The organism is Kosakonia oryziphila (assembly GCF_900094795.1).
In the GTDB taxonomy this organism is placed as follows: domain Bacteria; phylum Pseudomonadota; class Gammaproteobacteria; order Enterobacterales; family Enterobacteriaceae; genus Kosakonia; species Kosakonia oryziphila.
In genome coordinates, this window is record NZ_FMBC01000015.1 from 1 (window position 1) to 26,529 (window position 26,529).

Annotated in this window: 31 protein-coding genes and 3 pseudogenes; 18 read left to right on the top strand and 16 right to left on the bottom strand. The window is 52.5% G+C overall.

Annotated elements, in window-relative coordinates:
- Positions 1-366: integrase core domain-containing protein (locus tag GA0061070_RS09015; protein WP_139109742.1), on the top strand; the 366-nt coding region annotated here is incomplete at its 5' end.
- Positions 367-483: 117 nt separating this feature from the next.
- Here the strand turns inward: GA0061070_RS09015 and GA0061070_RS25505 are convergent.
- The 5 genes and pseudogenes from GA0061070_RS25505 to GA0061070_RS09035 all read right to left on the bottom strand — a co-directional run bounded on the left by GA0061070_RS25505 (position 484) and on the right by GA0061070_RS09035 (position 1,723).
- A complete protein-coding gene (locus tag GA0061070_RS25505) occupies positions 484-723 on the bottom strand; it encodes a DUF943 family protein (protein ID WP_341844372.1) in 240 nt (79 codons plus the stop codon).
- The gene (locus tag GA0061070_RS25510) at positions 680-874 is read right to left on the bottom strand and encodes a DUF943 family protein (protein WP_244153074.1); all 195 of its coding nucleotides are present in this window, start codon (positions 872-874) and stop codon (positions 680-682) included. Before GA0061070_RS25510 ends, GA0061070_RS25505 begins: the two co-directional genes overlap by 44 nt.
- Positions 874-1,104: pseudogene (locus tag GA0061070_RS09025) on the bottom strand (DUF3289 family protein); the annotation flags it as partial. The pseudogene GA0061070_RS09025 and the gene GA0061070_RS25510, both read right to left, overlap by 1 nt.
- 198 nt (positions 1,105-1,302) lie before the next feature.
- Positions 1,303-1,482, bottom strand: a pseudogene (locus GA0061070_RS09030) (IS630 family transposase); the annotation flags it as partial.
- A 109-nt stretch (positions 1,483-1,591) separates the two neighbouring features.
- The gene (locus GA0061070_RS09035) at positions 1,592-1,723 is read right to left on the bottom strand and encodes an ATP-binding protein (RefSeq protein ID WP_208598164.1); all 132 of its coding nucleotides are present in this window, start codon (positions 1,721-1,723) and stop codon (positions 1,592-1,594) included.
- Positions 1,724-1,981: 258 nt separating this feature from the next.
- On the opposite strand from GA0061070_RS09035, the gene arsR reads away from it, so the two are divergent.
- Genes arsR through arsC form a run of 5 tightly spaced genes read left to right on the top strand, consistent with a single transcriptional unit; the run spans position 1,982 to position 6,286 of the window.
- Positions 1,982-2,332 carry an As(III)-sensing metalloregulatory transcriptional repressor ArsR gene (gene arsR / locus GA0061070_RS09040; protein WP_090135450.1) on the top strand — a complete coding sequence of 117 codons (351 nt, stop codon included), beginning with the start codon at positions 1,982-1,984 and terminating at the stop codon, positions 2,330-2,332.
- A gap of 47 nt (positions 2,333-2,379) precedes the next feature.
- A complete protein-coding gene (gene arsD / locus GA0061070_RS09045; RefSeq protein ID WP_057067457.1) occupies positions 2,380-2,742 on the top strand; it encodes an arsenite efflux transporter metallochaperone ArsD in 363 nt (120 codons plus the stop codon).
- A 17-nt stretch (positions 2,743-2,759) separates the two neighbouring features.
- Entirely contained in the window at positions 2,760-4,511 is a 1,752-nt protein-coding gene (gene arsA, locus GA0061070_RS09050) for an arsenite efflux transporter ATPase subunit ArsA (protein WP_090135452.1), read from the top strand.
- A gap of 47 nt (positions 4,512-4,558) precedes the next feature.
- Positions 4,559-5,848 carry an arsenite efflux transporter membrane subunit ArsB gene (gene arsB, locus GA0061070_RS09055; protein ID WP_090135454.1) on the top strand — a complete coding sequence of 430 codons (1,290 nt, stop codon included), beginning with the start codon at positions 4,559-4,561 and terminating at the stop codon, positions 5,846-5,848.
- 12 nt (positions 5,849-5,860) lie between these two features.
- Positions 5,861-6,286 (top strand): glutaredoxin-dependent arsenate reductase, encoded by a 426-nt coding sequence (gene arsC, locus GA0061070_RS09060; RefSeq protein ID WP_090135455.1) that lies wholly within the window; start codon positions 5,861-5,863, stop codon positions 6,284-6,286.
- Positions 6,287-6,320: 34 nt separating this feature from the next.
- Here the strand turns inward: arsC and GA0061070_RS09065 are convergent.
- Positions 6,321-6,446: pseudogene (locus GA0061070_RS09065) on the bottom strand (GNAT family N-acetyltransferase); the annotation flags it as partial.
- Positions 6,447-6,769: 323 nt separating this feature from the next.
- Positions 6,770-7,675, bottom strand: coding sequence for a LysR family transcriptional regulator (locus GA0061070_RS09070; protein ID WP_090135457.1), 906 nt, complete (start codon positions 7,673-7,675; stop codon positions 6,770-6,772).
- A 120-nt stretch (positions 7,676-7,795) separates the two neighbouring features.
- Between GA0061070_RS09070 and GA0061070_RS09075 the strand changes: the two genes are divergently transcribed.
- From GA0061070_RS09075 to GA0061070_RS09095, 5 genes are all read left to right on the top strand, one after another.
- Positions 7,796-8,542, top strand: coding sequence for an SDR family oxidoreductase (locus tag GA0061070_RS09075; protein ID WP_090135459.1), 747 nt, complete (start codon positions 7,796-7,798; stop codon positions 8,540-8,542).
- Positions 8,543-8,756: 214 nt separating this feature from the next.
- A complete protein-coding gene (locus GA0061070_RS09080) occupies positions 8,757-9,434 on the top strand; it encodes a hypothetical protein (RefSeq protein ID WP_090135460.1) in 678 nt (225 codons plus the stop codon).
- A gap of 114 nt (positions 9,435-9,548) precedes the next feature.
- Positions 9,549-10,274 (top strand): MerR family transcriptional regulator, encoded by a 726-nt coding sequence (locus GA0061070_RS09085; RefSeq protein WP_090135462.1) that lies wholly within the window; start codon positions 9,549-9,551, stop codon positions 10,272-10,274.
- Between the two features lie 153 nt (positions 10,275-10,427).
- Positions 10,428-11,387, top strand: coding sequence for a YbgA family protein (locus tag GA0061070_RS09090; protein WP_090135464.1), 960 nt, complete (start codon positions 10,428-10,430; stop codon positions 11,385-11,387).
- A 115-nt stretch (positions 11,388-11,502) separates the two neighbouring features.
- A complete protein-coding gene (locus GA0061070_RS09095) occupies positions 11,503-12,138 on the top strand; it encodes a carbonic anhydrase (protein WP_090135466.1) in 636 nt (211 codons plus the stop codon).
- A 212-nt stretch (positions 12,139-12,350) separates the two neighbouring features.
- Here the strand turns inward: GA0061070_RS09095 and GA0061070_RS09100 are convergent, their stop codons facing one another.
- Positions 12,351-12,560 (bottom strand): YdgH/BhsA/McbA family protein, encoded by a 210-nt coding sequence (locus GA0061070_RS09100; protein WP_007373399.1) that lies wholly within the window; start codon positions 12,558-12,560, stop codon positions 12,351-12,353.
- An 88-nt stretch (positions 12,561-12,648) separates the two neighbouring features.
- A complete protein-coding gene (gene bhsA, locus GA0061070_RS09105; protein ID WP_090135468.1) occupies positions 12,649-12,906 on the bottom strand; it encodes a multiple stress resistance protein BhsA in 258 nt (85 codons plus the stop codon).
- 248 nt (positions 12,907-13,154) lie between these two features.
- Between bhsA and GA0061070_RS09110 the strand changes: the two genes are divergently transcribed.
- Positions 13,155-13,790, top strand: coding sequence for a TetR/AcrR family transcriptional regulator (locus GA0061070_RS09110; RefSeq protein ID WP_090135470.1), 636 nt, complete (start codon positions 13,155-13,157; stop codon positions 13,788-13,790).
- Positions 13,791-13,828: 38 nt separating this feature from the next.
- Here the strand turns inward: GA0061070_RS09110 and GA0061070_RS09115 are convergent, their stop codons facing one another.
- The 6 genes from GA0061070_RS09115 to zinT all read right to left on the bottom strand — a co-directional run bounded on the left by GA0061070_RS09115 (position 13,829) and on the right by zinT (position 18,968).
- The gene (locus GA0061070_RS09115) at positions 13,829-14,119 is read right to left on the bottom strand and encodes a putative quinol monooxygenase (RefSeq protein WP_090135472.1); all 291 of its coding nucleotides are present in this window, start codon (positions 14,117-14,119) and stop codon (positions 13,829-13,831) included.
- A gap of 109 nt (positions 14,120-14,228) precedes the next feature.
- Complete coding sequence (locus tag GA0061070_RS09120) at positions 14,229-15,164, bottom strand: GlxA family transcriptional regulator (protein WP_090135474.1); 936 nt, start codon at positions 15,162-15,164, stop codon at positions 14,229-14,231.
- 9 nt (positions 15,165-15,173) lie between these two features.
- Positions 15,174-16,376, bottom strand: coding sequence for an MFS transporter (locus GA0061070_RS09125; RefSeq protein ID WP_090135476.1), 1,203 nt, complete (start codon positions 16,374-16,376; stop codon positions 15,174-15,176).
- A gap of 38 nt (positions 16,377-16,414) precedes the next feature.
- Positions 16,415-17,176, bottom strand: coding sequence for an SDR family oxidoreductase (locus GA0061070_RS09130; protein ID WP_090135477.1), 762 nt, complete (start codon positions 17,174-17,176; stop codon positions 16,415-16,417).
- Positions 17,177-17,202: 26 nt separating this feature from the next.
- On the bottom strand, positions 17,203-18,018 hold the full coding sequence (locus GA0061070_RS09135; protein WP_090135478.1) for an SDR family NAD(P)-dependent oxidoreductase: 816 nt from the start codon (positions 18,016-18,018) through the stop codon (positions 17,203-17,205).
- Between the two features lie 305 nt (positions 18,019-18,323).
- A complete protein-coding gene (zinT, locus tag GA0061070_RS09140) occupies positions 18,324-18,968 on the bottom strand; it encodes a metal-binding protein ZinT (protein ID WP_090135480.1) in 645 nt (214 codons plus the stop codon).
- Positions 18,969-19,516: 548 nt separating this feature from the next.
- On the opposite strand from zinT, the gene GA0061070_RS09145 reads away from it, so the two are divergent.
- On the top strand, positions 19,517-19,720 hold the full coding sequence (locus tag GA0061070_RS09145) for a hypothetical protein (RefSeq protein ID WP_090135482.1): 204 nt from the start codon (positions 19,517-19,519) through the stop codon (positions 19,718-19,720).
- A gap of 208 nt (positions 19,721-19,928) precedes the next feature.
- Here the strand turns inward: GA0061070_RS09145 and GA0061070_RS09150 are convergent, their stop codons facing one another.
- Positions 19,929-20,213 carry an Rdx family protein gene (locus GA0061070_RS09150; protein WP_090135483.1) on the bottom strand — a complete coding sequence of 95 codons (285 nt, stop codon included), beginning with the start codon at positions 20,211-20,213 and terminating at the stop codon, positions 19,929-19,931.
- Between the two features lie 228 nt (positions 20,214-20,441).
- Between GA0061070_RS09150 and GA0061070_RS09155 the strand changes: the two genes are divergently transcribed.
- The 5 genes from GA0061070_RS09155 (at position 20,442) to GA0061070_RS09175 (ending at position 26,523) form a co-directional block, all read left to right on the top strand.
- Positions 20,442-22,814 carry a TonB-dependent receptor domain-containing protein gene (locus tag GA0061070_RS09155; RefSeq protein ID WP_090135485.1) on the top strand — a complete coding sequence of 791 codons (2,373 nt, stop codon included), beginning with the start codon at positions 20,442-20,444 and terminating at the stop codon, positions 22,812-22,814.
- 74 nt (positions 22,815-22,888) lie between these two features.
- The gene (locus tag GA0061070_RS09160; RefSeq protein WP_090135488.1) at positions 22,889-23,941 is read left to right on the top strand and encodes a hemin-degrading factor; all 1,053 of its coding nucleotides are present in this window, start codon (positions 22,889-22,891) and stop codon (positions 23,939-23,941) included.
- The gene (locus tag GA0061070_RS09165; RefSeq protein ID WP_090135489.1) at positions 23,938-24,756 is read left to right on the top strand and encodes a heme/hemin ABC transporter substrate-binding protein; all 819 of its coding nucleotides are present in this window, start codon (positions 23,938-23,940) and stop codon (positions 24,754-24,756) included. The genes GA0061070_RS09160 and GA0061070_RS09165 overlap by 4 nt, the downstream gene beginning before the upstream one ends.
- Complete coding sequence (locus GA0061070_RS09170; protein ID WP_090135491.1) at positions 24,756-25,751, top strand: FecCD family ABC transporter permease; 996 nt, start codon at positions 24,756-24,758, stop codon at positions 25,749-25,751. The genes GA0061070_RS09165 and GA0061070_RS09170 overlap by 1 nt, the downstream gene beginning before the upstream one ends.
- Entirely contained in the window at positions 25,744-26,523 is a 780-nt protein-coding gene (locus GA0061070_RS09175) for a heme ABC transporter ATP-binding protein (protein ID WP_090135493.1), read from the top strand. Before GA0061070_RS09170 ends, GA0061070_RS09175 begins: the two co-directional genes overlap by 8 nt.
- Positions 26,524-26,529: the final 6 nt, after the last annotated feature.

The following is a 26,529-nucleotide window of genomic DNA, read 5'->3' on the forward strand; positions in this document are numbered from 1 at the left end:
AGTCGGGTGGTCAGAACTCCCGAACAACTGATTGAATGGAAAGGGAAACCGGCATCAATTCGTTGTGACAACGGACCGGAATATGCAGGTAACACTCTGATAATATGGGCTGAACAACAAAATATTATCCTCAATTTTATTCAGCCGGGGAAGCCACAGCAGAATGCGTATATTGAGCGTTATAACCGGACAGTGCGTTATGACTGGCTGGGGCACTATCTGTTTTATTCGCTGAGTGAGTTACAGGAATACGCGACACAATGGCAATGGTTCTATAATCATGAACGACCGAATATGGCACTGAATGGCTTCACACCAATGCAGCATATTCAGCGCTTATCCGATTCTACTTATCTGGCCGGTTAAAAATGGGGGATTACCAGTTACCTTGTGTTTTTTATAAGGATGAGATATCCATATCAAAAAACGTAAACTCTCAAACTTTCAATGGCATGCATCAGATTAAGACGCAACTAATACAAATTAGAATTGATATTTTACGCCTCCATCGCGCGTGCGCCAGATCATCATAAGAATGTTTTTATCAATACAATTTTTTGGTGGTTTTATATCTGAGAAACAAGGCCTGTCTTCTTTACCTTCTTCCTGATAGCCATCACCGAAAGCATAGATTACAATAAGAACTGGTGTTTTATCACCAGTTGGAATGTTATATTTTTTAAGGATTTTGTTTTGGTTTTTTTTTCCACCAATTGATCTTATCTGAGTCGGTCAAAGGTAATTTATTAACAATAACTTGTGCTGTACTACCATCGTAATGTGCACCGATAACAGAAACATTAGACTTTTCTGTAAACAGATAACCAATAATACATAAAACCACAATGAGTGAAAAAAATACTAGTTTACGCATTATCGTTTCCCTTCTATGTCAATCACCGCTTCCATATTTGTCAGGAATGGACGAAAGCCAAATCTATCAAACCGTTGAAGAATGAACCATATTTTGAAAAACTGAAACTGATTGAATTTTTGCTTACGTATATCACTGACATCCAGACCAAAATGATCCTGTGCTGTGAACCTGACACTTGCTTTCCAGCCATAATCATTAACATCAAGACGAAGGACTTCTATTTTTGTTCATCCTAATGGACATGTGATAAACCTGACTGTCCGAGTAGATAGTATAACCTTGCTGTTGATAGCAACGCGATACGGTCAGTGCATGCGGGTAATATACTAAATAGAGTATTGCTAGTCATGTGGTTATCAGGATGTATGGCTGCGTTGCTTCCTGTGTGCTAACGAAACTGAGCTAAATAGCTGCGCCTAATACCGCTACACTTTTGCCTGACCATGTTTTCCTCCGGGGAACGGGATGGCTGTTTCCATAAAATGGCGAACCTTTTTCAGTAACTGCCACATTGAGCGGCACTGATTATTACGGGTTATCGTGTCATGAAGCGCCTGCCATAACCGCTCAACGTGGTTCACCCACGGCGAGTAAACCGGTTGGTGATTTGTTTTGATTTGGCGATTAATCAGATCGTACAATCCGGGCTGAGTTCACTATAAGCGATCTACTATTCCGCGCAGCTATTTAGCTCTGTATTAAACCAATACGGATTTAGTTTATCATTAGCTCCTTTACCGTTGATTCGCCTGTTAGCGCTAAGGCTATTGCTTCCATTAGGGTTGATTTTCCAACCTCATTTCCCCCAACTATTAGGTTGAGCTTTAGATTTGGCTCTAAAATCAATTGCTTGTAGATTCTGTAACCTGAGATTTTAATTTTTTATCACATTCTATTCCTTGGCGCATAAGCCAGCTAAACCAATAACGAAGTGTGTATTCCAGGCACTGTATAACACTTTAAATCACTATATTTTAGTGTGTTAGCTGTAATTATTGCTCGTTAGCAAAAAAACCGTCTAAATAACACATGTGTTTTTTCGAATGTGAATGTTGATTTTGCTCCTTTTGGGAGTATCCTAACTTCAATAGAACAGGAGGCCAGATGTCACTAACATCCTTAAAACTCTTCAAAAACCTCTCCGATGAAACCCGTCTGGGGATCGTACTGCTGCTCAGAGAGATGGGAGAGCTGTGCGTGTGTGATCTCTGTATGGCGCTGGATCAGTCACAGCCCAAGATCTCCCGCCATCTGGCAATGCTCCGGGAAAATGGACTTTTGCTGGATCGCAAGCAGGGCAAGTGGGTTCACTACCGCTTATCCCCACATATTCCTTCCTGGGCCGCTCGGGTGATTGAGCAGGCCTGGTTAAGCCAACAGGACGACGTACAGGCCATCGCCCGTAAGCTGGCATCGGCAAACTGCTCTGGTAGCGGTAAGGCTGTTTGCATCTAAAAAATTTGCCTGAACATATATGATTTTTCAAATGTGAGGTGTTCAGAATGAAAACGTTAACGGTGTTTGACCCGGCAATGTGCTGCAGTACCGGCGTATGTGGCTCAGATGTCGATCAGGTTCTGGTTGATTTCTCTGCTGATGTGCAGTGGCTGAAAGGACGTGGCGTACAGGTGGAACGTTACAACCTGGCGCAGCAGCCCATGAGCTTTGTTCAGAACGAGAAAGCGAAAACATTCCTCGAAGCATCCGGAGCAGAAGGGCTTCCGCTACTGCTGTTGGACGGCGAAACGGTGATGGCAGGGCGATACCCAAAACGTGCTGAGCTGGCTCGCTGGTTCGGTATTCCGCTGGAGAAGGTAGGGTTAGCTCCCACCAGCTGCTGTGGTGGTAATACTTCCTGTTGCTGAATATGTCAGGGGGACATATGAAATTCTTACAGAATATCCCGCCTTACCTGTTTTTTACCGGTAAGGGAGGTGTAGGTAAAACTTCTATTTCCTGCGCGACGGCTATCCGCCTTGCTGAACAGGGTAAGCGGGTTTTGCTGGTCAGTACCGACCCGGCTTCTAACGTCGGTCAGGTATTTGATCAGCCTATCGGCAACACTATTCAGTCGGTGTCTGCGGTGCCAGGCCTTTCGGCGCTGGAGATCGACCCACAGGACGCTGCCCAGCAATACCGCGCCAGAATCATTGACCCAATTAAAGGTCTTTTGCCTGATGACGTTGTTAACAGCATCAGTGAACAGCTTTCAGGAGCCTGTACCACTGAGATTGCGGCGTTTGATGAGTTCACCGGCTTATTGACAGACGCTTCCCTGCTGACCCGCTTCGATCACATCATTTTTGATACAGCGCCGACGGGCCACACGATTCGCCTTCTCCAGCTTCCCGGTGCCTGGAGTAGCTTCATTGAAGGTAATCCAGATGGTGCTTCCTGTCTTGGCCCAATGGCCGGGCTGGAAAAGCAGCGTGAGCAGTATGCTCATGCGGTAGAGGCGTTATCCGATCCTGAACGTACCCGCCTGGTTCTGGTTGCACGACTGCAAAAATCTACGCTGCAGGAAGTCGCCCGCACCCATGAAGAACTCGCCGCAATTGGCCTGAAAAACCAGTACCTGGTGATTAATGGTGTGCTGCCTAAAGCCGAAGCTGAACATGACGCCCTGGCCGCTGCGATATGGCAACGTGAGCAGGAGGCACTGGCAAATCTTCCTGCCGGTTTATCTGAGCTACCGACAGATACCCTATTATTACAGCCAGTCAATATGGTTGGTGTTTCAGCATTGAAGGGACTGCTGGATACCCATTCTGTGGCATTACCGCTCCTGGTAACGAACATCCTGTACACGTCTGAAAAGTTATCGCTCTCTGGCCTGGTCAATGATATCGCTCGCAGTGAACACGGCCTGATTATGTTGATGGGCAAAGGTGGCGTAGGGAAAACCACGATGGCTGCTGCCATCGCCGTAAGGCTGGCAGACATGGGATTTGACGTGCATCTCACGACCTCTGATCCTGCAGCGCACCTGAGTACAACGCTGAACGGCAGCCTCAAAAACCTGCAGGTCAGCAGGATTAATCCACACGATGAAACCGAACGCTATCGCCAGCATGTTCTTGAGACGAAAGGAAGAGATCTGGACGAAGCAGGGAAACGGCTACTGGAAGAGGATTTACGTTCTCCCTGTACTGAAGAAATTGCCGTGTTTCAGGCCTTTTCCCGGGTGATTCGTGAAGCGGGTAAACGGTTTGTTGTCATGGATACCGCCCCTACGGGACACACGCTGTTGCTGCTGGATGCGACCGGGGCCTACCACCGAGAGATTGCCAAAAAAATGGGGAGTAAAGGTCATTTTACTACCCCAATGATGCAGCTTCAGGACCCGGATAGAACCAAAGTTCTGCTTGTTACGCTTCCTGAAACCACACCGGTGCTGGAAGCGGCAAACCTGCAGGCTGACCTTGAAAGAGCGGGGATTCATCCGTGGGGCTGGATTATCAATAACAGCCTTTCCATTGCGGATACGCGTTCTCCGTTGCTTTGCCAGCGCGCTCATCAGGAACTACCTCAGATTGAGGCTGTTAAGAATCAGCACGCTGACCGTATAGCGCTTGTTCCGGTGTTGGCGTCAGAGCCCGCCGGTATTGAAAAGCTCAGAGAGTTGATGAGTTAATTTTTTTGCATATACAGGGCGGCAAAGTCGCCCTGTCAGGAGGTTTTATGTTACTGGCAGGCGCTATTTTTGTCCTGACCATTGTTTTGGTTATCTGGCAGCCTAAGGGATTAGGGATCGGCTGGAGCGCGATGCTGGGCGCGGGACTGGCTCTGATTTCTGGCGTTGTGCATGTAAGCGATATTCCGGTGGTGTGGAATATCGTCTGGAACGCGACAGCGACCTTTATTGCCGTGATTATCATCAGCCTGCTGCTTGATGAGTCCGGCTTTTTCGAATGGGCAGCGCTGCACGTATCTCGTTGGGGGAATGGGCGTGGTCGTTTGCTCTTTACCTGGATCGTCCTGCTCGGCGCAGCGGTAGCGGCACTGTTTGCCAACGATGGTGCGGCACTTATTCTGACGCCGATAGTCATCGCCATGCTACTGGCATTAGGGTTCAGCAAAGGCACGACACTGGCATTCGTCATGGCTGCCGGGTTTATTGCCGATACAGCCAGCCTGCCACTTATCGTGTCGAACCTGGTGAATATCGTCTCGGCGGACTTTTTTGGTCTGGGATTCACCAAATATGCGTCGGTGATGGTTCCGGTTGATATTGCAGCCATTGTTGCCACGCTGGTTATGCTGCATCTGTTCTTCCGCAAGGATATCCCGCCGACTTACGATCTGGCTCTCCTTAAGACACCGACAAAAGCAATAAAAGATCCTGCTACGTTCCGCACCGGCTGGATAGTTTTGATTCTTCTGCTGGTAGGTTTTTTCATCCTCGAGCCGCTCGGGATTCCCGTAAGCGCAATTGCTGCTGTTGGGGCGGTAATACTGTTTACCGTGGCGAAACGAGGCCATGCCATTAACACCGGCAAAGTGCTGCGTGGCGCACCCTGGCAGATCGTCATCTTCTCATTGGGGATGTACCTGGTGGTCTACGGTCTGCGCAACGCCGGGCTAACCGAATACCTTTCAGGTGTGCTGAACGTACTGGCGGATAAAGGGCTCTGGGCTGCGACGCTGGGTACTGGCTTCCTGACGGCTTTCCTGTCTTCCATCATGAACAACATGCCTACCGTGCTGGTTGGCGCCCTATCTATTGATGGCAGCACCGCAGCAGGCGTTATCAAAGAGGCGATGATCTACGCCAACGTTATTGGCTGCGATCTGGGACCGAAAATTACACCTATTGGTAGCCTGGCAACGCTGCTCTGGCTGCATGTACTTTCACAGAAGAATATGACCATCACCTGGGGATACTATTTCCGCACCGGGATCGTCATGACTCTGCCTGTGCTGTTTGTAACGCTGGCCGCGCTGGCGCTACGTCTCTCTTTCACTTTGTAATGAGATACTGATATGAGCAACATCACCATTTATCACAACCCAGCCTGCGGCACGTCGCGAAATACGCTGGAGATGATTCGCAACAGTGGTAATGAACCGACCGTCATTCATTACCTTGAAAATCCACCTTCACGCGATGAGCTGGTCAAACTCATTGCAGATATGGGCATTTCAGTCCGGGCTTTGCTGCGCAAAAACGTCGAGCCTTATGAAGAACTGGGGCTTGCGGAAGATAAGTTTACTGACGATCAGTTAATCGATTTTATGCTTCAGCATCCGATCCTGATTAACCGTCCGATTGTGGTGACACCGTTGGGAACGCGTCTATGCCGTCCTTCCGAAGTGGTGCTGGATATTCTTCCGGATGCGCAAAAAGGCGCATTTGCTAAGGAAGATGGCGAGAAAGTCGTTGATAAAACAGGTAAGCGATTGAAATAAATATAAAGGGGGCTGATGCCTCCTTATTCCTGCCTCAGAGCATAAGATCTGAATCTTCTGGCAGAGTACTATTCCCTTCTCCAGGTTTCATTTGCAGCAAAACCGTGTCAAGCCAGCGGCCATGTTTGAAACCAATGTCCTTTAATGTGCCTATTTCAGTAATGATCCTACCCACGTAATGTGGACACAGCCCTAAGCGAGTTTTTGTTTTCAAACTGTTCCGGGCTGAGAGCGCCACAGGCACTGTGACGACGCCACCGATTGTCATCACGCTCGATATAATTAAACACCGTTTGACCTGCTCCCAGTATTAGATACAACAGCCACTCCAAACACCTGAATTCTTACTGTCTAATTTCCCGTTTCACCACTGTACCGCAAGCTCCTCTGGTGTCTGATAATTCCGTGCTAAATCCAGCCGACATTTTATTTCAGGTGATTGATTTTACTACCACAGTGTTTAGTTAATTCACAGTGAGCAAATCAACCCTGTATACCCAAAAACTCATCTCTGCGCTCGCTAAGCAAAGTAAGGAAAGCACTCGCTTTGGCGGAAGGATGCAGCCCTGGCGGATAGAGGGCATGGGCTTCTAATGCTCTGAAATGATAAGAGGGCATAATTTGAATCAGCTTTCCGTCAGCAACTTCCTGGCTACAGACGGTTGAATGCAGGGCTCCTATTCCTTTTTCTGCCAATATTGCTTCAAGTAAAGGCCTCCAGTGATTAACACACCATGATGTATGGATAGGCACCCCGACCGTGCAACCATCCATGGTTGTCAGATTCAATCGCTCATTTGTGGAAAGCCTGTCGATTCTTATAAAAGGATGCTGAATGAGGTCAGCCGGTTCATACGGCTGTCCATGATGCTGAATATAGCCTGGGGCCGCCAGCAAAAGCCGCCGGACGGTTCCCAGTCTTCGTGCAATATAATTTCCGCAGCCAATCTCACCTATCCGTATGGAGAGGTCAACGCCTTCGGTTACTGGATCGACTAAATTATCATTCAGTGTCAGGTTAATCTTTAATCCCGGATTACGTTCCTGAAATTCAATAAGAAGTTTAGGTAAAGTAACTTCGCCGAGCCCGTGCGGTGCCGCGATCCGAAAGGTTCCCGTCAGCGATTGACCGGGAGGGATCACCGAAGCCTCAGCCGCTTCAGCGGCTTCTATTGCTTGTTTTGCATGTGCGTAAAAGCGCATACCAACATCCGTCGCCTGCACTGAACGTGTTGTACGGTAGAGAAGTTTCACAGCCAAATGTTTTTCCAGCAACCCGATGCGCTCGCTGACCGTGGGCTGGCCAAGGCCAAGATCCCTCGCGACGGCGGAGAAGCTGCCCCGTTCTACCACACGCGTGAAGATGCGCATTGCGGAAAGCATATCCATAGTTGTGCTCTGCGTTATATCGGTTTATACGATAAATGAAATCATGATTACCTCACTTCTAAAGCATACTCCTGACAACGTACTTTGAGGCTGGTTATTTATTAAAATGGAGCACCAGCTATGCAAACACAAAGTATCAATGCAGCCACCAGACCGGATCATTTCTTTAAAGGGCAAAATATCGTCATCATTGGCGGCTCATCGGGGATTGGGCTGGAGACTGCCCGGCAGGCTAAGGAAGCTGGCGGTAATGTTTTTCTGATATCCCGCAGCCCGCAACGTCTTCAGGATGCATCTGAGGCTATCGGAGGAGCAATTCAGATTGTCGCTGATATTGCTAATCCACGGCCGACAATTTTTGCAGGAATTGAGAGGATTGATCATTTATTTATCACCGCCGGAACAGCACGCCTGCAACCATTGACTGAAGAATCCGAAACGGATCTCAGGCAGGTGATAAATGAGCGACTGATTGGGCCGTTACTGGCCGTCAGGGCTGCTCTACCCATCCTGCATTCAGCCAGCTCAGTTACCCTGACTTCCGCACAACTGTCTTCCCGTCCGCTAAACGTCGGAGCAATCATGGCAGCAGCCGTCTCAGCAGTCGAAAGTTTAACGCGCGCGCTCGCGATCGAGTTGTCACCGATACGGGTCAATGCGATAGCGCCAGGCATGATCGATACACCACTTCTGGATGCCCTGATGGGAGATGAAAAGCGGAAGGTGCTGGAACAAACAGCATCGAACCTGCCTGCGAAAGTAGTGGGGCGCCCGGAAGATATTGCACAGGCAGCTCTTTTTCTGATGAGTAACCGCTTCATTACAGGAGAAGTTCTGCATGTGGACGGCGGGGGGCGCTGGGTATAAGTAAATCGCGGGGCGTTCTGGCGGAGGGTGACGCGTAATGCTCGACAAGTCGATACCGCTAAACCCAGAGAGAAAACCGACAAACTGTCGGATGACGATGCGTCAGCATCCCTGCAAAACGACCCAATAACTCTGTGCTGGCCGGGCATGCGCTGCGATACCAGCAACGCATGCCTTTGTACTACAATTATTTTTTATGCTGACGGGATGCCAGATGATTAACCGCGAACTGGATGCCCTCTACCATTCGACAAACCAGCAAACCCTTGCGCAGTGGCGGGTTACCCGCGATATCGGCGAGCCACGAGGCGAGTATTACGATCCGCGCAGGCTTGCGCTGGCCGCAGGGATACAGCCAGACATGCCTGCGCAGGTCAGCGCGCTTCTTGATGATTTGCAGCAACTTGCCGGGCGCGATCCGTTAGCGGATATCCTGCCCGCAGAAGGATTTCATTTCACCTTCTTACCCCTGACATTACCACTCTACGAACATGGGGAGTCCTTACCGGAGAAGCTCCATCACTTAACAACGTGTTGGAATAGCTATCATGCACAGACAATTAAGATAGGTGCATTACGGCTGGTGGCATTACCCGGTCAGCTATTGCTTGCGGGTATCGCTGATGAACGGGCGATGGCGATGCGCCACGCTTTTTGCCAGCAGGTTTTGCATTCAGCATGGCGGGACGAATTGCTTGCCAGACACACGGCGTCACCCTTGCCGCCATTATTTTGGCACAGCACACTGTTACGTTATGGCGCAACCTACTTGCCGCAGACGCTACGGGAGTTCTTCCTCGCCCGGCAGGGGCGTGATTATGGTGACGTTGCTGGCAGTCTGAAACTGGCCCGCATCAATTACAACTGGACGCAGTGCTATCCTTTGGATTAGTGCGATAGCAACCCGTAAAGGGTTACGGTACTCCGGCTGGCGGGCAGGTGCTTCATTCAACAAGAAAATATCCGTGATATATTGAGCGTTACTTTCTTTCATCAGGCGCAACCCATGTCCTACTCGATCGGCGAATTTGCCAGGCTTTGCGGGATCACCGCCACGACGCTGCGTGCATGGCAGCGCCGTTATGGTCTGCTCAAGCCGCTGCGCACTGAAGGCGGACACAGGTTGTACAGCGATGACGATGTGCAGCAGGCGCTAAAAATACTCGACTGGATAAAAAAAGGTGTGCCTGTTAGCCAGGTGAAACCTCTGTTGGCGCGTCCGGGTAGCCGTCATGCGAATAACTGGCTGACACTTCAGCAGACGATGCTTCAGCATCTGAAAGAGGGCAAAATCGAATCCCTGCGTCAGCTCATTTATAACTCAGGCCGTGAATATCCAAGGGGCGAACTGGTACGCGAAGTATTACGCCCGCTGCGTGGCCTGGTGTCGGCGAATGTCGCGGCGATGATGACCCTGCGGGAGATTCTCGATGGCATCATTATTTCCTACACGGCGTTTTGTCTGGAAGGGGATAAAAAAGCGCCCGGCGAACACTATCTGCTCACTGGCTGGCACCTTAACGATCCCTGTGAAATATGGCTTGAAGCATTACTTCGCACCGGGCAGGGGCAGCGTATTGATATTCTCCCGTCTCCTCCGGCAATGCTGGCACCAGAGATCTTCCCTCAGCGCAAATGGCTGCTGGTTACCAGCGGAAAGCTGACCGCCGCGCGTAAAAAACAGATTACGCAGTGGCAGCAGGTTGTCTCCCTCGATGTGATTATCCTTTAAAAAATACACCCGTTAGCTTAATTTTTTCTTGCGCATAACTAGTTGTAATAGTTATTCATTTATAAATTTCATCTATAAAACTTAGACAAATATATATTCTTGTGCAATTTTTAAAGTAAGTCTTTTTATACCCGTTAAGCGCAGGGGGCATTTATGAACCATCAACCCACAATTGGGATTAGCGGCTGTCTGACTGGCTCCGCCGTGCGTTTCGACGGAGGACATAAGCGCATGGGGTTTGTCATGGATGAACTGGCGCCGTGGGTCACGTTTAAACCTGTCTGCCCGGAGATGGCTATTGGTCTGCCGGTTCCTCGTCCGGCGCTGCGTCTGATCCAGACCATCGATGGTGACACCCGCATGCGTTTTAGCCACGATCCGCAAGAAGATGTGACGGCCAAAATGGCTGACTTTGCCGAGCGGTTCCTGCCTTCCGTCAGTAACTTATCCGGCTTTATTGTCTGCGCTAAATCGCCCAGTTGCGGGATGGAACGTGTACGGCTGTATGATGAGCAGGGCCATCGCGGTCGTAAGGAGGGCATCGGGCTGTTTACCGCTGCGCTGCTGAAAAAATACCCGTGGCTACCGGTAGAAGAGGATGGGCGCTTGCACGATCCTTTGCTGTGCGAAAACTTTGTCGAGCGCATCTTCGCGTTGCGTGAGCTGAATGCGCTGCGTGAAGAGGGATTAACCCGCAACAATTTGCTGGCGTTTCACAGCCGCTACAAACTTCAGTTGCTGGCTCATCATCAGGGTGGTTACCGCAACATAGGGCCTTTTGTTGCCCGGCTTGCCGAGTGGCAAGATCTGGATGCTTTCTTTGTCGCTTACCGCGAGCAGTTTATGGCGATCCTCAAGCATGTCGCTTCGCGCAAGAATCACACCAACGTGCTGATGCATATTCAGGGTTATTTTACCCGGCAGCTCACCAACCGGCAGCGCGCCGAACTACTGTCGGTGATCACCAATTATCGGCTTGGGTTATTGCCGCTCCTTGCGCCGTTAACATTGCTGCAACACTATCTGGCGGAATATCCCGACAGTTATCTGCAAACACAGAACTATTTCGCGCCTTATCCCGCCAATCTCGGCCTGCGGCTCGCCGTAAGCTGACGTAATGCGAAAAGAGATGCAGAAAGAGAACTATTGCAATTTGCGTCAAGATGCGGGACTTTTGGCGTGAGGTTTTTCTCAACCCGAAATAAATACCGAAAAAAGAGAACGTGCTATGCAACATATCATTGAAGGCTTCCTCAGCTTCCAGAAAGAAATTTTCCCGCAACGTAAAGAGCTGTTCCGTAGCCTGGCATCCAGCCAGAATCCGAAGGCGTTGTTTATCTCCTGCTCAGACAGCCGTCTGGTGCCGGAGCTGGTGACGCAACAGGAGCCGGGGCAGCTTTTTGTTATCCGCAATGCCGGTAATATTGTGCCGTCGTTCGGACCGGAGCCGGGTGGCGTATCAGCGACAATCGAATATGCGGTTGTGGCGCTGGGCGTGACGGATATCGTGATTTGTGGTCACTCCAACTGCGGCGCAATGAAAGCGATCGCTACTGCACAGAGTCTGGAGCCAATGCCAGCGGTGGCCCACTGGTTGCACTATTCAGATGCGGCAAAAGCCGTTGTTGAGAAAAGGACTTTCGAAAACGAGACCGACAAAGTCAATGCGATGGTCGAAGAGAACGTGATCGCGCAACTTAACAATATCAAAACGCATCCTTCTGTGGCCGTCGGGCTTCGTGACAACGCGCTGCGTCTGCACGGGTGGGTTTACGATATTGAAAGCGGCGAAATCCGTACGCTGAATAAAAACAGCAAGAAATACGTTTCGCTGGCCGAAAATCCGACGGTCTATTTTGAATAAACCGTATCCCTGGCTGAAGCGTCAGCCCCGATAAATGCGTAAAGGCTGCCAGGCAGCCTTTTTTATGCGCAGTAAGTAGCTGCGTGATGCCACTAACTATTCTGTAGCGAAAGATGATGTCGGCGTCTAATCGGGTTAATGACATTCGTGTCGCCTTCGCGGGCATAAAAAAAGCGCCCGAAGGCGCCTCTCACACAGACATCGCAACAATCTTATTTAGTCAGTTCGGCGGTCATGTGTACGTTGTTATTGGTATTGGCTTCAATAATTTTGTAAGACGCACCTTCTTTTTGTGCCTGGGCGGCAATCACGGATTCTGCATCATCCAGCGTGCGGCCGGTTGCCGTAACGGTCTGTGCGAAAGCGCCAAAAGAGAGAGCAGAAAGTGCAGCAGCGATAGCGATAGTATTGAAAGTTTTCATGGTGTTATTCCTTAAATTTTTCATTCGTGTTGGGCGTTATTGCCCAAATCTAAAAAGCTTCTGTTGCGGCTGGTGTCCAGCCAACGTCTTATTTGTAAATAACTGCGGTGCCGTGCAGCGAGTTCGGGCCGGTCACTGAGGTGATGCGGAACGATTTCGCGCCCATTTCATCGGCTTTCTGCGCCAGTTCACTTTCCAGCGAAGAGAGGTTGGTGCCGGCATTGGCGGAAATCACGCCTACTTTTTGCTGGTCAGCCGGAGAAGACTGAACTTCTACCGCAGCCATGCTGGCAAAAGAGAGGGAGCTAAGGACTGCAACGGCGATCAGGGATTGAATGCTTTTCATGTGATTTACCTTTCTAAAATGGTTTGTTTGGCCGTCGTAAGTATTAACTTAACGATCGATAGGTAAATCATAAGTGTGATCTGCATCACTCGTCAATATTATTTTTATAGTGATCATTAAAGTAAATATTAATTACTTATTAATCAATTTGTTATTAAGTTATTTTTTTTAAAATCTTCGCTGGCTATCACCTGTGTAATGTTTTTATAATGATTAGTAATTAAATTCATGTGGACAAGGGAGGAACCATGACAACCGATGTCACATGCTGTACGAAAAAAGGTCGTGGGCGACCGAAAGTCTTCGACAGAGCGGAGATGATGGACAAAGCGATGATGCTGTTCTGGCAGCATGGCTATGAAGCCACATCGCTGGTTGAGCTGGCGGAAGCCACCGGCGCGAAAGCGCCAACGCTGTATGCGGAGTTCACTAATAAAGAAGGGTTATTCATGGCGGTTCTCGACCGCTACATGTCGCGCTTTATTGCGCAATACCAGGCGACGCTATTTTGTGATGACAAGAACGTAACTCAGGCACTGCGGGATTATTTCACAGCGGTAGTCGGCTGTTTTACCCGTAGCGACACACCAGCGGGCTGCTTTTTGATCAACACCTCTGCCACCGTATCATCGTCGGCTGCGCCTATCGTCGAGACGATCAGGGAAAAGCATGCCTCGCAGGAGCAGACTCTGCTGACTTTTTTGCAGCAGCGCCAGTTGCGCGGTGAGATCCCGTCGCACAGCGATCTGCCGGTTATTGCGCATTTCTTAATGTGTATTGTGCAGGGGATGGCGATCAGCGCGCGGGAAGGTGCGACGCGGGAAAAACTGATGCAGATTATCGACACCACGCTGCGTTTATGGCCGGATCTGGTGAAAGCATGAAGATAAGGAACCCAGGCCAGAATGCCTGGGTGTGGTCGTCAGGCAACAGCGGTCAGCGCCGTTACCTGCAAATCGGCTAAGCCGTCGATGGCGCTGACCAGCGCTTTGAACGGTGCGGCTTGTTCATGCTGCGCCAGCATTTGCGCCGATTGCCAGCGCTCAATCATCACGAACTGATGATCGTTTTTGCTGTTGACATGTAGCTGGTATTGCTCGCATCCTGGCTCGCCCTGAACGTCCCGCTCCACAGTTTTCAGCGCCTGGGCTACTTTGTCACGGGCACCTGCATGGGCGGTAATGGTAGCGACAATAGTGATTTTTTCCTGCATTTTTCTGCTCCGTTAAGCGTCTAAAACTGCACTCAGTTTACGCCGCCTGTGTGAACAAATAATCCACTTTCGGGCAACAGCACTTTCATTCGCAGAGAGAAAATAGGGCTTAGCGCCCAATACGCAACGATTGCGGCGGAATGCCATAGCCGCGAATAAAGACTTCCCGCATATGGCGACGATCGCGAAAACCCGATTCGCGAGCGATGGCATCCAGCGACAGACGGCTTTGCTCAATCATCAGCCGCGCAGCTTCCAGACGTAATCCCTCAATCGCCTTAGCCGGAGATTTCCCCGTCTCCTGACGAAACAGGCGGCTAAGCTGGCGGGCGCTCAGATGGACGGCATCGGCCAGTAGTTCCACTGTCAGCGCTTTGCTCAGGTTGCTGCGGGCATATTCGAGCGCGCTTTGCAGACGATCGGAACGCGGTGCCAGCGCCAGCATCTCCGAGTGCTGCGTTTGCCCGCCGGAGCGCCGCTGGTTCATCACCAGATTGTGCGCCACCGCGCGGGCGATCTCCGCGCCCAGATCTTTTTCCACCATGCCGAGCGCCATGTCCAGCCCGGCGGTCATGCCTGCGGAAGTCCAGATTTGATCATCAATGATAAAAATGCGGTCATCTTCAAGCTGTATGTCGGGATGCATCTGCAACAAACTGTGGGCGTGCGCCCAGTGCGTGGTCGCGCGTTTTTTCTCCAGCAATCCGGCCTGTGCCAGCACAAATGCGCCGGTGCAGACTCCCGCAATGCGGCGTGCCCGAAGCGCAGTGGTTTGCAGAAAATTGACGATGCCAGCCGATGCCGGTTTTTCAGCCGGTGTCAGTACGCCCGCCACCAGCCAGCTATCCACCTGCGTGTCATGCGGAAGCGGCAGTGAATCCACACCAATGCCCGATGATGAGCGCACCGTGCCACCAAATTCGGAGTAGACCTCTGGCTGGTAAAAGGCTTTGCCGGCAGCCATGTTGGCGAACTCAAACACGGTCAGCGTGGACAGTGCCAGCACCTGAAAATGATCGGCAATGATTAAGCCAATTTTGTGCATCACGACTCCCTAAGATCCCAGGCTGGCGGGCTGAAGCGTCGGGCAGCGAACGCGTAATCGCTGCGAAATCAGCAAGCTGATTAACGCCAGTAATAAAAACAAAACAGCGCTGATCATCACACCATAAAAACCCAACAGCGGATAGATCCACGACGCGACGGCCGAGCCAAAACCAATACCGCAGAACATGAAGGCACTGGTTAACGCCAGCGAAATCCCGCGTGTTTCGGCAGTGGCGATTTCCACCACTCGCCGCTGCTGGGACGGCCACAACAGATCCGTAGAGAAGGCCCACAGTACCAGCAGCAGATAAAGCAGCATCAGTTTTGCGGGCAGGATCATCATCGCCAGCATATCCACAATCAGCAGCGTGATGCCCACCACCAGTAAACGCTCGGCGCTGTAGCGACGCGCTGCGCGGCCAACAAACAGGTTGCCAAAAATCCCGGCGACGCCAATCACCGCTAACGCAACAGAAACGCTGGTGGTTGTGCCGTGCCAGTTATCGCGGATCAGCGGAGAGATAAACGCGTACATGTCGTAGACGCCGGAGGTGATAAAAAATACCACCAGGAATGCCGCCAACGATTTACCCTCTGCCAGCACAGCGACCAACTGGCGAAAGCGGATATCCGCGCCTTTAACGATATTCGGCACGCTTAACCAGACTGCCAGTACCGTAAGCAAGCTGAACAAAGCGACCAGCGCAAACAGTTCACGTGCGCCCCATGTTGTTGCAATCCAGGCGGCCAGCGGGATCCCCACCATGCTCGCCATCGAGACACCAAGCAATATCATGGCGATAGCACTGCCGCGATCGTGCTGCGCCACTAACTCCGCGCCGAGCGCCACCAGTACCGGCCCAATCAGCGAAGCGCCGAGCCCCATCACAATACGCGAAGCGATGAGCATCGGGTAATCTGCTGCCATCGCGAAGAGAAATGCGCCGAGGCCAAACACCAGCATCCCGGCCAGCACCTGATATTTACGCATCAGGTGACCGAAAAAGATCTGCGCCAGCGGAGCGGCCAGCGCGAAGGTCAAACCGAAAATGGAGAGCAGGCGGGCGCTTTGCCCGTCGCTTAATCTCCATTCATGCGAGACTGCGGCCAGGCTGCCCGCAACCGACAGCGCGCCTGTCGCCTGAACAAAATAGGCCAGGCTCAGCGCCCACAGGGCGCGTCTTTGCGAAGGGGAGATTTGGTTCTGCATCATGAACTCCAGGGGGCAGCGGGCTGCCCCGCCATCGGTTATGCAACAGGAATGGGGTTATCGACGAGGGACTGATTGAACGCATTAACCACCGCATGCTCATTTGCGCCGGGGTTGTCACGCGCGGGCAGTACGCTGTCCACAATTGCTTCAATGGTATCGGTGCCCAGTTTGTCGAAGGTCTGCTGGATAAAATCCTGCAACGGCATCGCGCGCGGATCGCCGCTTTTATAAATCAGGTCGGTATCTACCCACGGCGGCGAAATTTCAATCACTTTGACACTACTGTCGCGCAGCAGGAAACGCTGCGACAAGGTGTAGGAGTGAATAGCTGCCTTCGTTGCGGAGTAGAGCGCATTCGCGGCGAGTGGCAGGAACGCCAGAATCGAACTGTTATTGATCAGCACCGCGTCCGGCTGCTGTTTCAGGTGTTCAATAAACGCGGCGCTGACGCGCACTGGCCCAAGAAGGTTAGTATTCAGCAGCGTGGTTGCCATCTCGTCATCCAGTTCACCGGCAGCATTATCAAAAGGCATAATGCCTGCGTTGTTGATCACGACATTCAGCGCCGGATAGCGTAACAACACCTCTTTTGCTGCGGCTTTAATACTGTCCGCGCGGGTCACATCCAGCATGACAGCGCCCATGCCAGGGTTGGCGGCGGTGACGCTATCCAGTAGCGCCTGGCGCCGTCCGGAAATGATCACCTGATTGCCAAGCTGGTGAAATTTTTCCGCCATCGCGCGGCCAATACCTGAGGTGCCGCCGGTAATAAAAATCGTATTGCCTGTCAGTTTCATGGTCTTATCCTGCGTTCTGTTAATGATTAGTGGGTGGCGATTGCGCGATAGCGCTCTGCTGGTACGTTTGTGGAGAGTTGCGGCATCAGCGCCCGGCGATGCTGTTCCAGTGCCTGCCAGTCGGCGTCGTTATGCAGAGAGGGAATGGTCACCAGCTCACCCCGCAGAAAGCCCACCAGTGCTGCATCCACCATGTCCGTGGCGCTCATCACAATGGTTTTGTCGAGCTGTTCCAGCGGCAGGCCACCGTTGTCCCAGAATGGCGTTGCCGTCGCACCAGGCAGTACGGCCTGCACCTGAACGCCTTTATCGGCCAGTTCGTGATGCAGTGACTGGCTAAAAGCCAGTACAAAGGCTTTTGTCCCGCCATATACGCCGTTCAGCACTTCGGGGGCGATGGCGACGATAGACGAGATGTTGATAACTGCACCTACGCCACGGGCGACGAAGCCGGGTACAACCGCGTAAGTGAGGCGGGTGAGAGCGGTGACGTTCAGGTTAATCATCACTTCCATTCGATCAACCTCGCTGCTCAGCAGCGGTGTATGCGTGCCGACGCCAGCGTTATTGACCAGCAGTGTGATGCTGGCGTCTTCACGCAGTCTGGCTTCCAGCGCTCGGAGTTGTTGCGGATCGTTAAGGTCAGCGGCGATCGCTTCCACGTTACGCGACGTATCTGCGGTAATATGGCTGGCCATCCGGTTCAGACGGTTATGGTTGCGGGCAATAATAATCAGGTCGTAACCCATACGGGCCAGGCGGTTGGCGTAAATCGCGCCGATACCGGTTGATGCGCCGGTAATAACGGCAGTGCCTTTGTGGTGTTGTGTAGCGATGTTCATAGCAGACTCCTGGGTTCACAATGGATGCGATGGAAACATCATAAGTGAGTCAGGGATGTCTTAAATGACGTTGATGGTGCTAATTTAGGACATTAGTCAATATACCTGCACGCGTTCCGCTATTTCCCGCGCTTCACTCCAGCCATACAATGCCCGCTCTAAGGGCGGTTAATAGTGGCTTTGCGGGTAAACCAGCGACTAGGGTAGGGGGCCGGGGAGCAGACCTGGAACGCCCGGCATCAGATAGCGACACAGGACGTTAGAGGCTGGTTGCAGGAATATCCGGCATAAATTGCCCGCTGGCATCAATGGTGCAGCATTTCGTCGATGATCTGCGCTTTATTCAAATTGTACGGATAGAAGGTTGGCCAGTTATCCATCTCTTCCAGTAGCGTTTGCTGGGATTCGTTACCCATAAAAATATGGAAATGCAGAGACTGGCGCGGCGCAATAATGTGGTCGCTGAACTGCACAAACTTTGGTGCTTTTGACTGCGCGTTTTTACACTCAAACAGATAGCGCACGCCTTTCTTGCCGGAGGCGTAGGTCAGAATTTTATAACCGGCGTAGTCATAGCGGCAGCGAGTAACCGTTTTACCCGTGTGAAACTCAATCACGTTATTTTCAATGCTGATGGTGTCGATGTCTGTCGCATACCCTTTTTTGTAGTAAGCGCGGTACTCCTCCACCGTTTTGTCGCCGTGCTGCGCTTTCTTCTCCAGCACCGGATCGAGATCTCCATTCAGCAGCAAGGGATTCAGCGATTGCCAGATCCCGTCCCAGTCTGAGAGTAACCGATCCCTGACATCTTTATCGTCGATAATGCCTTCGCTGGCTTTGCGTTCCACCTCTGTCAGCGGCTTTCCGTGGTGATGATCGTGAGCCATGCCTTCTGTGCTACTCAGTAATACACCCATACCCAGAACAAAGGCGGATTTCTTCATGATCATGCTGTGCTCCCTGATGATTTGTGACTAAATGTTATAACGTAACAATATTAAAAATCATCAATGCGTGCAACATAGCGTAAGTTATAAAACAAAGAGAGGAGTGTATACTTATGATAAATAATGGGTTTTATCCTTTTTCTCGTGGCTGATGACGGTGCCGAACTCTGCACCGATTAACGCACTGTATTGAGACTGTGCGCAGGAGGTGATAAATAGCGTCCTTTCTCTTTAACCGTAAAAATACCAGGACTATTGGCCACACATTTATTTTAATGTTGCGAAGATGCTTTTTCTGAATTTATAAATGGCATTATGAATGAGTATTGACTAATGACACCCAATAAGCAGAATTAGGCATATTGACGCAACGGACATACACCCTATAGCCCGTAATAATTATTAAGAATAAGCGCCCTGGCAATATCAGATGTTGGAAAATCGGATAGCGAGAAATAGTCGATTTTTTATTTGGCTTACCGGGAAACGATAAGCCAGAAGGGGTCTCAGACCCGCTTTTTCGCCATTTACATGTGAGTCTGGAGTGGTTGATGGGTAAACAAAAAGAGAGTTACGGAATACACGATTTTTTCAGAGGTGACACTTCAGGCCATGAAATGATTGAGCGCTATACCTATGTGAAAATTATTAATTTTAATGCGACGGACAGGATAAACGTTGAGTTTTCTCCGGAACAGAAATATTTTATTTCAATGATGGCGAACCGCAAACCGCTTGCTGACAATAGCAATTAATAACTTCCATTAATGAATGTAAACATAAATTTATTGATGATCTTTTCATATTTCATCCATTCTGGCGGTTGAAACCCTGGTATCGCATTTGCGGCCGTCCCTTGCAGGCGGCTTTTTCCTGCAAGCTTTTTGTTGGTCGCGATGTGCGTCATCGGCGGCTGACTACGCTGCTTGAGGGCTTCCGTAGGCTGGAGGAGTCGTCCGACACTTAGTCGCTTTTTTTCTCTACGTGCCCAAGCGGTTTTTCCGGGAAGCAGCAGTCGCGTACGCGACGTTTTAACTCTGCGGCATCGGGAAAGCCGCCTTCTTGCTTACGATCCCAGATGACTGTGCCATCGATATCAATCACAAAAATTCCACCGGTGCCGGGGATCAGGCGCACCGATCCGAGATCGGTACTGAACGTATGCAGCAGTTCTTGCGCCATCCAACTGGCGCGCAGCATCCAGTTACACTGCGAGCAATAATGTAAAGTAATCGTCGGTTTGTTCATTTTTTCGTCCCTCCAAAAGGCGAATCAGATTGATTGCAAAGTGTACGCAAAGTCCGGAGACAAAGGTGAGCAGTTTATGAACTGATTGCAATTGATAATGATTTGCATTACCATCCAGTAACATAACGATAACCTGCTGTTTTTTGTCCTGACGTATTATGTTTCGTGGAACGACTGGAAGTAAGACGTGAGCCTGATACTAATAAATTCTAAGGCTTACAAAAGATTATGTGTAAATCGCAATTTTCTCCACGTCGCTTCAGGAAGCGCGTGCTGGTGGCTTTATTACTCGCAGCCCTGTACCAGAACACCGCGCTGGCAACGGATACCGGAACTTTAACAACCACCGCAACGGATGCAAAACAGGATACGGCCGAACAAATGGTCGTTACGGCACCTGCCCCGGTGCTGAAAGCAGGCAGTAGTCATTCAGTTAGCGCACAGGATTTACAAAACAAAGGCGCGAACGATTTCGGCTCTATTATGCGTTACGAACCGTTAATCAGTGCGACCGGCGCAAGCGGCGGTTCCGGTAACGGCAAAAGTGGTTTTGATCGCGGCGGTTACACCGGTTACAACATTCGCGGCCTGGAAAGTAACCGCGTAGGAATCGATGTTGATGGCATTCCACAGCCGGATGCAACCGGCCGTAGCTACGCCAGCCGCGCGGGCCTGAACACCTTCGGCATTGGCCGTGATTATATCGATCCGTACATGTACGGCAATGTCGATATTCAGTCCGGCGCGACGCCCACCGATCAAGCGAACACTTCCATTGGCGGCAACGTCTCCTTCCGCCCGAAATCACCGGACGATTATCTGCACCCGGACAAAAACAGCTACTTTGGCTACCAGAGCGATTATGACTCAGCCGACCGCAGTTGGCACAACGGCGTGACCAGCGCGGCAGGGGATGAAACCCTGCGCGGCATCTTTGTTTATAGCCGCCGCGATGGTCAGCAAACTCGCAACAACAGCGGCTCCATCAATGCGTATCTGGCGAACTGGCACTCCGACGCGATGATGGCCTCCGGTATCTGGCAACCAAACGATGAGCATAAACTGACTGGTACGCTGGATTACTACCACAAAACCAATCACACCCATTACGACGCGTGGAATAGCAGCGGCAGCACAATCCTCGGCGATGCGCAGCAAACCAGCCAGACCCGCCGCTGGGGCGTCAGCCTGAAAGATGACTGGACGCCAATGAACGACTGGCTGGACAGTATGTCCAGCAAAGTCTATTACCAGCACACCGAAGCGCATGACCGAACCTGGATGCCGGACAGCACTACCGCCACGATGGAAACGGTTTACTCCAATTACGATACCGATACCTGGGGCATACAGAATACGCTGGCGAAAACCCTTGGCCGCCACGATCTGAGCGCGGGTTTTAACGCCAGCACCACCAAAACCAGGCGTCCATTTAACCAGTCCCCGCTGCCAAGTATCTACAGCGAGATCATGCAGCCGGAAGCAGACAGTAGCAGCTACACGCTGGGCGCATTCGTGCAGGATCAGCTTAACTTCGATGCAGATGGCCATCATTTTGCCATCATTCCGGGTGCGCGCGTCGTACATCAAGCCATAAAGCCGGATAACCTCTCCAGCCTGACGACCAACAGCACCGTGGTGGATGAGTCGGACGTCTCCACCCTGTACGGGAAAAATTCCGACACCCAATGGTTGCCGTCGTTAACCTTCCAGTACGACATCACGCCGCGCCTGATGACCTGGCTGCAATACAAACGCGGCGCCGAGTTCCCGAACGCCAGCCAGCTTTACGGCTCCTGGAACCTGGGTTCCAGCTATGCCGGACGCCAGCAGTATGCGCTGATCGGCAATACCGATCTGAAAACCGAAACCAGTAATAACCTCGAATGGGGTATGAAAGGGGAGGTCACTGAAGGCGTTACGCTGCATACCGCGCTGTTCTACAACAGCTATAAAAACTTAATCGCTTATACCCGTTATACACGTGCCAATAACCCGGATAAATTCATTAACGTTCCGTCGAACATCTACACCACTTATCAGGCGGAGAACCGTGATAAGGCCTTTATCTACGGCGGCGAAATCAGCGCGAAATTTAACTTTGGTACCTGGTTTGAGCAGGTCAATGGCCTGAGTGCCACGCTGGCTTACGGCTACACCGAAGGGAAATCGAAATCCAGCTATATGGGTGACAAATACCTCGATCTCGACAGCGTTGCGCCGATGAAAGCGATCGTGGGTGTTGGTTGGGACGATCCGGCGAAACGCTACGGTACCGCGCTGACAGCTACCTTCGTGAAGGGTAAACGCGCCACCGCCACCAGCCGCGAGTCGTACACCAACACCGGCTCCGCGATTAACGACTCCAGCACTGAGTATATGCGCGTGCCGGGTTATGGCCTGCTGGACTGGACGGCCTACTGGCAAGTGGCAAAACACGTGAAAATCAACGGCGGCGTTTACAACATCACTGACCGTAAATACTGGGATTACCTGAGCAGCCGCACCCTCGAGAAGTCCACCAATCAGGATGCCTACGACAAAGCGCTGGCTGTTATGCCGGGCCGTACCTGGCAACTGGGCGTCAACGTCGATTTCTGATTGCGCACCTGTGCTGGTTCTTCATCTCCCGGTAACGCTGCCGGGGGTTTTAACATGATAAAGGAGCGAATGCTATGCCCGTTTCATTACTCGATTTTTCCGCAATCTGGCAGCAATATCAGGCAATTAAAGCGCAGGAGCCTGCTAAGTACGCCCGCGATATCGCCACAGAGATGGCGATCAGCGAAGCCGAATTAACCCGCTCACGCGTCGGGCATGATGCCGTGCGCCTGAACGGCGATATGCGCGGTTTGCTCGCCGCGCTGGAATGTGTCGGCGACACCAAATGCATCTGCCGCAACGAGTATGCGGTGCATGAACAGATTGGCCGTTTCACCAACCTGCATATCGGCCAGCACGCCGGGATAGTACTCAACCCGCGCGCACTCGATCTGCGCCTGTTTGTTAATCAGTGGGCCAGCGCCTTTAGCCTGCGTGAGCAAAACCCGCGCGGCGAACGTCACAGTATTCAATTCTTCGACCAGAGGGGCGATGCGGTGCTGAAAGTCTACGTCACCGAACAGAGCGATATGGCGGCGTGGAACGAGGTAGTGACCCGGTTCACGGCGCAGGCCGATCTGCCGTTAACAATTAGCAAAGCGGTTGTCGAATCGCATGCTGAAAGTGCTGATGCCGTTGCGCTGGATCAGGCATGGCGAGCGATGACCGATGTGCATCAGTTCTTCGGCCTGCTGAAAAAACATCGCATCTCGCGCCAGCAGGCGTTTCGTCTGGTGGGCAACGATCTGGCCTGTCAGGTCAGCAACGACGCACTGCCGCGCCTGCTGGAGATGGTGTTACAGCAGGGTAATGAAATTATGATCTTCGTTGGCAACCGTGGCTGTGTGCAGATCTTCACCGGCGTGCTGGAGAAGCTGACGCCGATGAAAGGCTGGATCAACATCTTCAATCAACATTTCACGCTGCACCTGCTTGAGAGCGGCATCGCCGAAAGCTGGGTCACCCGTAAACCGACCGACGATGGGCATGTCACCAGTCTTGAACTGTTCGCCGCCGATGGTACGCAAATCGTGCAGCTTTACGGCCAGCGCAGCGAAGGGCAGCCGGAACAGAGCCTGTGGCGCAGGCAAATAGATGCGCTGTGCAACGAAGGACAAGCCGCATGAAAAAATTACTGATACTGCTGGTGGCGCTGCCACTGATGGCGAGCGCCGCTGCGGAAAAAGTGGTGGCGCTTGGCGGCGATATTACCGAAATCGTCTACGGGCTCGGTGCTCAGGCGCAACTGGTGGGGCGCGACACCACCAGTAATTGGCCGCCGGAGGCGAGCAAACTGCCGGATGTGGGCTATGTCCGCCAGCTCAACGCCGAAGGCATTCTGTCGCTGCGCCCGAACATCGTGCTGGCCAGTGAACAGGTGCAGCCGTCGACAGTGTTGCAAAACGTCGCCGGGAATAACGTCAACGTGATCCCGGTTCCGGGGGGATATACGCCCGCCGCCATTGATAACAAAGTGGCGGTGATTGCCGCTGCGCTCGGTAAAACCGCCGAAGGCGAACAGTTGCGGCAAAAAGTGGCGGCGCAAATCGCCGTGCTGCCGAAAACGGCGCTCCATAAGCGGGTGCTGTTTCTGTTAAGCCACGGCGGGATGGGCACGATGGTCGCCGGGCAAGAGACGGCGGCAGACGGTGCGATCCGCGCGGCGGGTTTACAGAATGCGATGCAGGGTTTTGCCCACTATCGCGGTCTTTCGCAGGAAGGGGTGATCGCCAGTCAGCCGGATTTAATTGTCATCTCCGCCGATGGCGTAAAAAGCATGGGCGGCGAAGAGAACCTGTGGACGCTGCCAGGCCTGGCGCAGACGCCCGCCGGGCGGCATAAACAGTTGCTGATTGTCGATGATATGGCGCTGCTCGGCTTTAGTCTGCGCACACCGCAGGCGCTGCTGGATCTGCGTAAAAAAGCGCAGCAGTTACCCTGATGAGCCGCGTTGTTGTTCGCATGCTGTGGGGAATGCTGTTGCTGCTGCTCGGGTTAACTTTTCTGGCGAGCACGCAGGGTGCCATGCATCTGCCGCTCACCAGTCTGTGGCTGGCAGGCGATGAAGGGCTGCGCCAAATCTGGCTGACCATTCGCCTGCCGCGCGTGCTGTTGGCGCTTGTAGTCGGGGCGGCGCTGGCACTCTCCGGCTGCGTGATGCAGGGGCTGTTTCGCAACCCGCTCGCCGACCCAGGTTTGTTGGGGATCAGCAGCGGCAGCGCACTGGCGGTGGCCTGCTGGCTGGTATTGCCGCTGTCGGTACCCGCGCCGGTGGCGCTCTACGCACCGATGGTGGCGGCCTTTATCGGTAGCCTGGCAGTGATGGTGGTTATCTTCCTGCTTAGCAAAGCCCTCGACAACACACTGTCGCGCTTGCTGTTGGTTGGCATCGCCATTAATGCCCTGTGCGGCGCGGCGGTAGGTGTCCTCTCCTGGCTGAGTAATGACGCCCAGCTTCGCCAGCTTTCACAGTGGGGAATGGGCAGCCTCGGCCAGGCGCAGTGGTCTACGCTTGCGCTCGCCGCCACGCTGATTGTGCCGTCATCGCTGGTGGTGTGGCGTGTTGCCCGTCAGCTCAATCTGCTGCAACTGGGCGATGAAGAGGCGCACTATCTCGGCGTCAACGTTCCGGCGCTGCAACGGCTGATGCTGCTCTGCAGTGCGCTGCTGGTAGCGGCGGCGGTCGCCATCAGCGGGATCATTGGTTTTATCGGCCTGGTGGTGCCGCACCTGGTGCGCATGTGGCTGGGGCCGGATCATCGCGCGCTGGTGCCTGGTTCGCTGCTGGCCGGGGCGATACTGCTGCTGATTGCCGATACCGCCGCTCGCACGCTGGTGGTTCCGGCGGAGATGCCGGTAGGGCTGCTCACCAGCCTGCTCGGCGCACCGTGGTTTTTATGGCTGATTTTTCGACAACGAGGAACCGCGCATGGATAACACCTTAACCGCCGCGAATTTATGCCTGCAACGTGGGCAGCGCTGGGTTATTGATGATGTGTCGTTAACGCTGAACGGCGGCGAACTGGTGGCGTTGATTGGCCCGAATGGCGCGGGGAAATCAACGTTGCTACGGTTGCTGAGCGGTTATTTGTCCGCTGATGCAGGGGCGTGCCAACTGGAGGGGCGCGCACTGGGACAGTGGCCGGCAGAGACGCTCTCCCGCCGTCGGGCGGTAATGCTGCAACAAACGCAGTTGCGGTTTGACTGGTCAGTGGTGGCGATTGTCGCGATGGGGCGCGCGCCGTGGGGATCGCAACGTGAAACCGGGATTGTGCGTGACGTGTTGGCGCTAACCGGCTGCGATGAGCTTGCGCAGCGGCGCTATGCCACGCTCTCCGGCGGTGAGCAGCAGCGCGTACAACTGGCGCGCTGCCTGGCGCAACTGTGGCGCGACAGTGCGCCGGAAGGCTGGCTGTTTCTCGACGAACCCACGTCGGCGCTGGATCTTTACCACCAACAACAGTTGCTGCGACTGCTAAAAAAACTCACCGTCAGCGGTAAGTTGCACGTCTGCGTGGTGCTGCACGATCTGAATCTGGCAGCGCTGTGGGCCGATCGTATTCTGCTGTTGCATGAGGGAAGGCTGGTGGCGCAGGGTTTGCCGCAGCAGGTGATCAAGACGCCGGTGATTGCGCAGTGGTACGGCGCCGAGGTGCAGGTGAGCACACACCCAGGCAGCGGTGCGCCACACGTTTTCCTCTGCGCTTAAATCGCC